Origin of the sequence: Pseudomonas sp. FSL R10-0399 (assembly GCF_009600165.1) — a bacterium.
Lineage (GTDB): Bacteria > Pseudomonadota > Gammaproteobacteria > Pseudomonadales > Pseudomonadaceae > Aquipseudomonas > Aquipseudomonas helleri.
In genome coordinates this window covers 1-7,795 of record NZ_WIWK01000177.1, presented here as the reverse complement: position 1 = coordinate 7,795, position 7,795 = coordinate 1, and the positions used below count along the sequence as shown (strand labels likewise).

The following is a 7,795-nucleotide window of genomic DNA, read 5'->3' as shown; positions in this document are numbered from 1 at the left end:
CCCGCTGGTGTGGCCGGGCCTGGCCCACGGGCATTGCACGCGGGCGCTGGTTGAGGCTGCGCTGGCCAAACAGGGTGCGTTCGTTGAGTCGGTGGCCCTTGAGGTCAACTCTGTGCACATTCTTAAAAGTGCGGTAGAGGCGGGGATCGGGCCGACCATCATGCCGCTCAACCTGGCCCGCCGCGAAGTCGACGAGGGGCGGTTGATTGCGCGGCGCATAGACTGCCCCAGGTTGTATCGGCGTGTGGGGTTGTGTGTGTCGACGCGCATGCCATCGACCCCGGCGCGGCAGGCCGTGGCTGACCTGATACGTCAGGTGGTCAGCGACATGTGCCTGCAGGATCAATGGCCCGGCAGCCATATACTGACCGCCGGGCCTGCCTGAGCGGTCAGGGTTGTTGTGGCAGCGGGTTGGCCGGGGCCAGTCCGCTGATACCGGCCTTGACTTTGGGCACACACAGACCCAATACGCCGCCCAGCACCAGCACCGCCGCCATCATGTACATCGAGGCTTGGGTGCTGCCGGTGACTTGGGTGATCCAGCCGACCACGATGGTGGCAAAGAAGCCTGCGACGTTGCCCATGGAGTTGATCAGCGCGATACCTGCCGCTGCGGCAGCCCCGCCGACCACTGCGGTGGGCATGCTCCAGAACACCGGCAGGCTGCTGACCATGGCCGCGGTGCCAATGGTCAAACCGATCATGCCGAGCAGCAGATTGCCGCCGAACACTGTGCCAAACAGCACCCCGGCGGCACCCAGGGTGGCGCAAATTGCCAGGTGCCAGCGGTACTCACGATGGCGGTCTGAGCTGCGCCCCACGAGCACCATGACCACCGCCGCTGCGGTGAACGGAATCGCCGAAAGCATGCCGATCACCCACGGTTGCTCGATGCCGCTGTTGCGGATAATGGTCGGCATCCAGAAGCTGATGATGTACTGGCCCATGACCAGGCAAAAATACACGCCGCCCAGCAGCCATATTTTCGGGTTGAGCAACCCTTCGCGTATCGAGTGCCCTTGCTTGCCTTGGTTGTCGCGTTCGATGGCGGCCTGCATGCCTTGTTTTTCCTCTGCCGTCAGCCACTTGGCATCGGCGATGCGGTCATGCAACATATAAAACACCGCCATGCCCAGCGCCACCGCCGGCAAGCCTTCGATCACAAACAGCCATTGCCAACCTGCGAAACCCGCCACGCCATGCATGTACTGCATGATGAAACCGGAAATCAGTGAGCCCAGCATGTTGGAAATTGGCAAGGCCGAGATAAACAACGCCACCATCACGCCCCGACGATGGCCCGGGAACCAGGTGGTGAGGTAAAAAATAATCCCCGGGAAGAACCCGGCTTCAGCCACGCCGATCAAAAAACGCAGGGTGTAAAAGCTCCACGGTGTTTGCACAAACATCATTGCCGCCGAGAGCAACCCCCAGGTGACCATAATCCGTGCGATCCAGCGGCGCGCGCCGTAACGGTGCAGGGCGATGTTGCTCGGGACTTCAAACATCAGGTAACCGATGAAGAAAATCCCGGCGCCCAGGCCGTACACCGCCTCACTGAATTTAAGGTCATCGAGCATCTGCAACTTGGCAAAGCCGACGTTGACCCGGTCCAGGTATGCGACGAGAAAACACACCATCAGCAGCGGCATGACACGCCAGGCCGTTCTGCGATAAGCCGAATCCAGATGCTGATCAATGCGCTCGGGGTGAGGCGAAGATGAATGAGTCATGAGAAGCCCTTTTTTGTTATAGCGCGCCTGAACACGGGCGTGGCCAGGCATCCTTTTTAGGCCGTGCAGAACATAACGTTTACGTAAACGCCAGCAGGGCAACCCAGACTCTAGAGTCGATGGACGATTCGCACAATCGTCAGGACGTTTTTTGTAGGACAAAAAACCCCGAATACCCTGTAGGAGCGAGCTTGCCTCGCGATCTTTTGATCTTAGAGGCGCTCTATCTCCCGCTCCAACAGCCGGTAAATGCGCTCGTCCAGCGAATGCGCCACATTGAATCGCATCCACGGAACGATCTGCGCGTTGGGCATGAATAACTGGCCGGGGGCGAGCAGGATTTTCTCGTCGCGGGCTTTGGTTGCCAGTGCGGTCGAGTCTTCGATCAAGGGATGACGGGCCCACAGAAACATCCCGGCATGGGGTTTGACGAACAGCTCCATGCCCACGCCTTCCAGTAACCGCGCGACGGTTTCGTGGGCGTCGGCGAGGTTGCTCTGCAACTGTTTGACGTGTTTGCGGTGGCGGCCCTGAAGCAACACCGTCAGGGCCAGCTCTTCGGTCAGCTCCGAGGTGGTGAGGCCGCTGACCAGCTTGAGCGGTACCAACTCGTCGATCAGTTCCTGGTGCGCCGCTACAAACCCGACCCGCAACGCCGGGGCAATGGTTTTCGAAAAGCTGCCGATGTAGATCACCCGCGACAGCTGATCCATGCCCGCCAGCGCTTGCTGGCCGGTGGTGTCGAGGTCGGCGTAAATGTCATTTTCGACAATCAGGAAGTCGTACTTTTCAGCCAGTTGCAGCACCCGGTGTGCCACCGCCAGCGACAGGCTGGTGCCGGTCGGGCAGTGCAGGCGGGTGTTGGTGAAAAACACTTTGGGCCGATGCTGGATGATCAGCGCTTCAAGCACTTCAAGATCAAAACCATCGAGGGTGCGCGGGACACCCAGCAGTTTGGCCCCTTGCAAACGCAAGTTGAGGAACAGGTTGTGATAGCCCGGTTCGTCGACCAGCACGCTGTCACCGCGTTGCACCAGATAACGCGTGACCAGGTCCAGCGCATGGCTGCCGCCGCTGGTCAGCATGATCTGTTCAGGGTGCGCAGAGATTCGCGTGTCTGCCAGTTTTTCGGCAAGTTTAGCGCGCAGCCGGGGGGAACCTTTGGCCTGCCCGTAACCGGAAAAACTGCCGGGCTCGTTGCGCGCCAAGGTGCGCAGGCCGCGTTGCAGGCCGTCGTGGTCTGTCCACTGCTCGGGCAGCAGGCCGATGCCCGGGCGTAATTCCATGCCCATGGGCTGGAAGACTTTTTGCAGCAACAGGTGCGCGTCAAAGTCGAACTCAGTGTCTTCCTCGTGGGGCTCCGGTACAGGGTCGGGGCGCGGGTTGCCGGGGTTGCTGCGCACATAGAAACCGGCGTTGCGCACCGGTGTCAGGTGACCGAGCGCCACCAGGCGGTCGTAAGCTTCGACAGCGGTAAAGTGGCTGACCTTGTGGGTCTGCGCGAATTTGCGGATCGAAGGCAGTTTGCTGCCGGATTTCAGCCGGTGTTCTTTGATCGCCAGGCTGATCCCCGAAACGATCTGGTTGACCAGTGACTCCTCGGAGTCGGGATCCAAAAACATCATAAACATCCGTCCAGGCTCGAAGGGCTGCGGTGTGTGTACCGGTAAAAAGACCATAACAGTAATGCGCCGGCAGCAGGATTTCTGTGCATGGTCGCCGGTGGCGTGCGGGGGCAAGCTTATGCCATTGCCACCTCAATCGAACAAGGACCCGCGATGCACGACACGCCTTTTCAATTCGACCGCAGCCTGATTTCCGATGACGAGTGGAAAACCCGTTGCGACCTGGCAGCACTGTACCGGCTGGTGGCACATTTTCGAATGACCGATCTTATCGACACGCACATTTCTGCTCGGGTGCCGGGTGAGGAAGGGCACTTTCTGATCAACCGCTACGGCGTTTTGTTCCATGAAATGCGCGCGTCCGATCTGGTCAAGATCGACTACGACGGCAATACCGTCGATGCCCATCACGGCCCTGACAGCGTCAACCGTGCGGGTTTCAACATCCATTCAGCCATTCATGCGGCACGGCATGACATCAGTTGCATCGTGCATACCCACACCTCGGCGGGCATCGCGGTGTCCGCGCAAGAAGACGGCTTGTTGCCGATCAGCCAGCACGCGCTGAAGTTCTACCGGCGTCTGGGTTACCACGATTACGAGGGTATTGCTCTAAACCCGGATGAGCGCCAACGCCTGGTGCGCGACCTCGGCCCGCACATGGTGATGATTTTGCGTAACCACGGCTTGCTCGCCACCGGCCGCTCGATTGCCGAGGCGTTCAATCAGATTTACTTCCTGGAGCGTGCCTGTCAGGCCCAGGTTCAAGCGCAGGCGGGCGGGGCGACGTTGCGGTTCCCCTCCGAGGCCGTGTGTGAGTTGACCGCTCAACAGTCCGATGACGAGATCGAGCACAACCTGCATCAACTGGCCTGGTCGTCTGTGCTGCGTTTGATTTCCAAAGATCAAGGAGATTACCAAAGCTGAGGGACAGCAGCTGTCAGGTCCTCACCGGCCTGGCTCAACACTCGACTGGCCCCAGAGCCAGATGTGCGAAGCTGGGCGCTCGCTCAGTGAGCGCTGCCAAGCGTGATTCAACTCTGCCATAACAATTAATCCTAGAGGTAGATATGAAAAAGACAGCAATCGGAGCCTTGCTTATCGCGGCTATTTCGGCCAATGCGATGGCTAACGAAATTACCGTGATTTCGTTTGGTGGTGCCAGCAAGGACGTGCAGACCGACGCGTTCTACAAACCCTTCGCCAACGCCACTGGCAACAAAGTAATCGCAGGCGAGTACAACGGCGAGATGGGCCGGATCAAAGCCATGGTCGACACCAAGAGTGTTAACTGGGACGTCGTGCAAGTAGAAGCGCCGGAGCTGATTCGCGGTTGCGAAGAAGGCCTGTTTGAACCCCTCGATCAGAGCAAGCTGGGCAACCCGGCGGACTACGTGCCCGGCACGCTGTCCGAGTGCGGCGCCGGTGTGCTGGTGTGGTCGATGGCCATGGCCTACAACGGTGACAAAGTCAGCAGCGCGCCGACCGGCTGGGCCGATTTTTGGGACACGCGCAAATTTCCTGGCAAGCGCAGCCTGCGCAAAGGCGCCAAGTACTCACTCGAAGTCGCGTTGATGGCCGACGGCGTACCGTACGCCGACATCTATAAACAGCTGTCTACCAAGGAAGGCGTGGATCGCGCATTCCGCAAGCTTGATGAGATCAAGTCCGATATCCAGTGGTGGGAAGCCGGTGCGCAACCGATGCAGTTTCTGGCCAGCGGTGACGTGGTCATGACCACTGCCTTTAATGGCCGGGTATTCGCCGCTCAACAATCCGGGGCCAACCTCAAGGTGGTCTGGAATGGCAGCATCTACGCCATCGACTCGTGGGCGATTCCGACTGGCAGCAAAAACAAGGCCGTGGCTGAAGACTTTATTGCCTTCACCCTCAAGCCGGAAAACCAGAAGATCCATACCAAAGAGTTGGGCTACGGCTCGGTCAACCTGAACACCGCCGCGTTGTTGGACCCGGCCTTGGCAGCACGGCTCAATACCGCGCCGGATAACCTGTCCCAGGCCATGCCGATCAATAACGAGTTCTGGGTCAACCATGGCGAAGAACTGGAACAGCGCTTCAATTCATGGGTCGCCAAAACCAAGTAACCGCGGCGAATAAATGCGGCCTGTCAGCAGGCCGCATTGCGTTTGGCGCAGAGGTTCAGATAACCGGATTGCGCCCGCCGTTCACCGGCAGGATCGCGCCGACGATGTAACTGGCCCGGTCGCTGGCGAGAAAAAGCGCCGCGTCGGCCACTTCCTCAGGTTTCCCGTAACGCCCCAGCGGCACGCTGGCCACGCCACGCGCCAACGCTTCTTCGGGGGAAATATTCAAGCGCTTGGCTTCCACGCCCACCGATTGTTCGACCCGGCCGGTGAGGGTATAGCCGGGGTTGATCGCATTAATCCGGATGCCCTGCGCCGCGTAGTGTTCGGCGGCGCCGACGGTGGCCAGCATTAATGCGGCGTTGGCGGCCCCGCCGGACAGGTGAGTGCTGGTCGGCACCTTGCCACCCGAGCCGATGATATTGACGATCACGCCCTGACCGCGGGCGCGCATGCCCACCAGTACGGCTTGTTGGCTATTGATCACCGGATAGTATTTGTCCTCCATGCCCGCGCGCAGCGCCTGGCCGTCGAGGTCTTGCGGGTCATAGCGTTTGGCCGCTCCGGCGCTGTTGATCAGGATGTCGACAGGGCCATGCTGCGCTTCGATATCGGCGATCACCTGCACGGCATTTTCGTAGACCGACAGGTGGGCGGCAAAACCGCTTGCCTTGATCCCGTCCTGCTCCAGGGTTGTGAGCGCAGCTTCGATGTTCTCAAGGGTTCGCGACACGATCACCACACGGGCCTGTTCCTGGCCGAATGCGCGAGCGCAGGCCAGGCCGATGCCCTTGCTGCCGCCGGTAATGACCACAAGTTTTCCACGCAGATTGAGATTCATGCCAGGGTTCCTGTCAGTGGGTTAAACGAGTGAGCATCATAGACCTGATGATGGGTACGCAGCAGCTGTTGGCCAGATCAAGGTCAAGAGATCGCGAGGCAAGCTCGCTCCTACAGCTGTGTCGTCACAGACAAGACGAGGGCGTCAAGCAGCGAGAAAAAAGGGCCATTACCCTCATGGGGATCCGGTAATGGCCAAGATTCTCAACCAAAGAGAGCGTCAGGCATCAACCTGACGGCGGGCAATTTACCTGTCCGTGGTTTAGTTAGCTAGCTAAGGAGCTGGGATACAGTTTTACCTCCTGCGCAATAATGGTGCGCCGTTTGCCTTCTCTAATGGGCGATGCTGTTTGATGCATCTGGCCTCTGCGGGCCTTAAACGCTAACCTTGCGGCCATGCAAATACCTGACTTGAATCTGCTGGTTGCCCTCAATATCTTGCTCGAAGAGGGCTCTGTGGCGGGCGCTGCCCGACGCATGAACCTCAGTGCTCCGGCCATGAGCCGCACCCTGACGCGTATCCGCGAAGTGTTAAATGACCCGATTCTGGTGCGTTCCGGGCGTGGGCTGGTGCCAACCCCCAGAGCGCTGGAGTTGCGCGAGCAGGTACGCGGCGTGGTGGAGCTGGCGCACGGGGTGTTCACCCAAAGCCAGGACAGCGATTTGAGCACGCTGGAGCGCACGTTCAGCATCCGCTCCAACGATGTGTTTTTCGGTGTGTACGGCGAAGCGTTGCGCCAGCGCATGGCCCAGGAAATGCCCAAGGCGACCTTGCGGGTTGTGCCCGAGGGATTTACCGACGATCAGGCGCTGAACGAGGGGCGTATCGACCTGACCATCTGCGCCACCAACAAGTTTTCTGCGGACATCAAGGTCCAGCGCCTGTTTACCTGTCCTTTTGTGGGGCTGGCCCGGGAAGGTCACCCCATTTTTGACCAGCCGCTCACCGTGCAACGCTTTACCGAGTTTGACCACATCAGTGTGTCCCGCCGAGGTGTTCCTCGTGGGCCGATCGATTCGATGCTGGCCGAGATGGGCCTTGAACGGCGCGTGTCCTTTACCACGCCGACTTTTTATTCAGCGATCTTTGCCCTCGCAGCTTCCGACCTGATTTTGCCGCTCATGCCGAAGATGCTAGTTAAAACCCTTGAACCCATGGGCTTGAAGCTGCGCCAGTTTGAGCTGCCCATCACCCTGCAGCCTGTCGAAATCAGCCAGGCCTGGCACCCGCGTCTGGACAATGACCACGCCCATCGCTGGTTGCGTCGCACCCTCAAAACCTTCTGCGATAACGCCACTGTCTGATTGTGGATTGCGTCTGACGCACTCCACAGTTAGCTATTTATCAATTTTTATAGCATTGCCGCTTGGTTAAACTTTTTGTCATCTAGTTAGAAGACGGAGTTAGCCATGTATTGGCGTTTTAAGCGTGGGCGTGATTGGGCGCCGGGAGCCTGGCGGTGACCTCGCTGGCCGCAGGCTCGGTCAGCGT

The 7,795-nt window shown here is 59.3% G+C and carries 7 protein-coding genes; 4 read left to right on the top strand and 3 right to left on the bottom strand.

Annotated features, from left to right (window positions below; all coding sequences use genetic code 11):
• Positions 1 to 385 (top strand): LysR substrate-binding domain-containing protein (locus GHO41_RS27885; RefSeq protein ID WP_256678875.1); only part of this gene is annotated, 385 nt, incomplete at its 5' end.
• A gap of 4 nt (positions 386 to 389) precedes the next feature.
• Here GHO41_RS27885 and GHO41_RS27880 read toward each other — a convergent pair.
• Positions 390 to 1,733 carry an MFS transporter gene (locus GHO41_RS27880; protein ID WP_153435213.1) on the bottom strand — a complete coding sequence of 448 codons (1,344 nt, stop codon included), beginning with the start codon at positions 1,731 to 1,733 and terminating at the stop codon, positions 390 to 392.
• A 212-nt stretch (positions 1,734 to 1,945) separates the two neighbouring features.
• Complete coding sequence (locus tag GHO41_RS27875; RefSeq protein WP_153435212.1) at positions 1,946 to 3,358, bottom strand: PLP-dependent aminotransferase family protein; 1,413 nt, start codon at positions 3,356 to 3,358, stop codon at positions 1,946 to 1,948.
• Between the two features lie 153 nt (positions 3,359 to 3,511).
• Here GHO41_RS27875 and GHO41_RS27870 point away from each other — a divergent pair, with 153 nt between their 5' ends.
• Together GHO41_RS27870 and GHO41_RS27865 are read left to right on the top strand one after the other, a co-directional pair.
• Positions 3,512 to 4,285, top strand: coding sequence for a class II aldolase/adducin family protein (locus tag GHO41_RS27870; RefSeq protein WP_153326462.1), 774 nt, complete (start codon positions 3,512 to 3,514; stop codon positions 4,283 to 4,285).
• A 143-nt stretch (positions 4,286 to 4,428) separates the two neighbouring features.
• Positions 4,429 to 5,463, top strand: a complete 1,035-nt coding sequence (locus GHO41_RS27865; protein ID WP_048387419.1) for an ABC transporter substrate-binding protein — start codon at positions 4,429 to 4,431, stop codon at positions 5,461 to 5,463.
• Between the two features lie 55 nt (positions 5,464 to 5,518).
• Here the strand turns inward: GHO41_RS27865 and GHO41_RS27860 are convergent, their stop codons facing one another.
• The gene (locus GHO41_RS27860; protein WP_153435211.1) at positions 5,519 to 6,304 is read right to left on the bottom strand and encodes an SDR family NAD(P)-dependent oxidoreductase; all 786 of its coding nucleotides are present in this window, start codon (positions 6,302 to 6,304) and stop codon (positions 5,519 to 5,521) included.
• Between the two features lie 395 nt (positions 6,305 to 6,699).
• Between GHO41_RS27860 and GHO41_RS27855 the strand changes: the two genes are divergently transcribed.
• Positions 6,700 to 7,608: a LysR family transcriptional regulator gene (locus tag GHO41_RS27855; RefSeq protein ID WP_153435210.1), complete on the top strand. Its 909-nt coding sequence runs from the start codon at positions 6,700 to 6,702 to the stop codon at positions 7,606 to 7,608.
• Positions 7,609 to 7,795: the final 187 nt, after the last annotated feature.

What these genes read in the sequence shown, in the direction of transcription:
- GHO41_RS27880 (WP_153435213.1), bottom strand. Translation starts at nt 1,733, where the DNA reads ATGACTCATTCATCTTCGCCTCACCCCGAGCGCATTGATCAGCATCTG.
- GHO41_RS27875 (WP_153435212.1), bottom strand. Translation starts at nt 3,358, where the DNA reads ATGATGTTTTTGGATCCCGACTCCGAGGAGTCACTGGTCAACCAGATC.
- GHO41_RS27870 (WP_153326462.1), top strand. Translation starts at nt 3,512, where the DNA reads ATGCACGACACGCCTTTTCAATTCGACCGCAGCCTGATTTCCGATGAC.
- GHO41_RS27865 (WP_048387419.1), top strand. Translation starts at nt 4,429, where the DNA reads ATGAAAAAGACAGCAATCGGAGCCTTGCTTATCGCGGCTATTTCGGCC.
- GHO41_RS27860 (WP_153435211.1), bottom strand. Translation starts at nt 6,304, where the DNA reads ATGAATCTCAATCTGCGTGGAAAACTTGTGGTCATTACCGGCGGCAGC.
- GHO41_RS27855 (WP_153435210.1), top strand. Translation starts at nt 6,700, where the DNA reads ATGCAAATACCTGACTTGAATCTGCTGGTTGCCCTCAATATCTTGCTC.